The sequence below is a fragment of the Hymenobacter coalescens genome (genome assembly GCF_054783195.1).
Genome location: NZ_BAAGRA010000027.1, coordinates 1 through 1,332, shown reverse-complemented (window position 1 = coordinate 1,332; position 1,332 = coordinate 1). Strand labels below are relative to the sequence as shown.

2 protein-coding genes are annotated in these 1,332 nt (G+C 62.7%); both read left to right on the top strand.

The window, feature by feature from the left end; translation table 11 throughout:
* On the top strand, nucleotides 1-441 hold a 441-nt coding region (locus ACYVKQ_RS22465; RefSeq protein ID WP_460677618.1), incomplete at its 5' end, for a hypothetical protein.
* Nucleotides 442-537: 96 nt separating this feature from the next.
* Nucleotides 538-1,026: a transposase gene (locus ACYVKQ_RS22460; protein WP_460677617.1), complete on the top strand. Its 489-nt coding sequence runs from the start codon at nucleotides 538-540 to the stop codon at nucleotides 1,024-1,026.
* The last annotated feature ends 306 nt before the right edge of the window (nucleotides 1,027-1,332 follow it).

Below are 1,332 nucleotides of genomic sequence, written 5' to 3'. Positions count from 1 at the left end.
TTGAAGCCGACCTCGCCAATCGCCTACCTTAGCGCCGTGTCCGCCACGACTAGACCACCCCAGCAGGCCTATGCAAGCGAAGCGTATTCGTTGGATTTGCGCCAGCGCGTGGCGCAGGCGCTGACCGAGCCAAGGGCCCGGCAGGTGCAAGTGGCCGCCCGCTTTTGTGTGAGCCTGGCTTTTGTCGGCAAGCTCGTACGGCGGCAGCGGCAAACGGGGTCGATGGCTGCGTTGCCCGGCCGGGGCGGCCCACCGCGGTGCCTGGACGCGGCCGCGCAGGCGTGGCTGGTGGCCCAGGTGGGGCGGCAGCCGGACGCGACGCTGGCCGAGCTGCGCGACGCGCTGCAGGCCCAGGCCGGGCGGCGCGTGAGTGTCGGCGTGATTTGGCGCGTGCTGGACGAGTCAAGACCTGCTCCGGAAAAAAAGCCTGCACGCCACTGAGCAGGACACCGAGCGGGTGCGGGAGTGGCGCCGGCAGCACGAGGAGGCGGTGGCGGCGCGCACGGACGTGCACCGGTTCTACTTCCTGGACGAAACGTGCCTACGCCTGGACTACACGCGCCGCTACGCGCGGGCAGCCGGTGGGTAAGCGTCGCGGTGCCGCTCCAGCGCGGGCGGGCCGTGACACTGATCGGGGCGCTGGGCGTGCGCGGCTTGACCGCGGTACACCTGCTGGACGGGGCCTTGAACCAGCGCAGCTTCGCCTTCTACGTAGCCCGGGTGCTGGGGCCGCAGCTACGGCGCGGCGATGTGCTGGTCCTGGATAACCTGCCCGTGCACAAGCTCAGTGGCTTGCAGCAAGAGCTGGCCCGGCGCGGCGTCGAGGTGCTCTTCCTGCTGCCGTACTCGCCCGATATTACCCCGGTCGAGCAGACCTGGGGCAAGCTCAAAACCAAGCTGCAACACGCTCAGGCCCGTACCCGCGAAGCGCTGCAGGAGGCTATCCAAACAGCAGTGAGCTGGATTTCCAGCAAGGACGCCAAAGCTTGGTTCAATCATTTTGGTTATCATGTACACCGTTCATGAATCCGCTATAAGCACTGTTTTAGTTAAGGGATTAGTGCCATCTACCATCATAATGACAGGAATACAGGAGCATTACATGTAACTTATTCACAGGCTCGTCTCTATTTCACTGCTACATATTTGATGCAGAGCCAAGAAAAGTATATTTATTAAATTACATCAAAAAATAAAATCGTATTAAATATAACCCGTAAGCCGGTCTGGATGGCAATATATTATACCTCCGAGTCAGAGGCCGAGTAGGGCCGCCGGTACGGGGGGGGGCAAACAGGCGCGCCCCGCGGTCCAGGAAGGACCGCGGGGCGC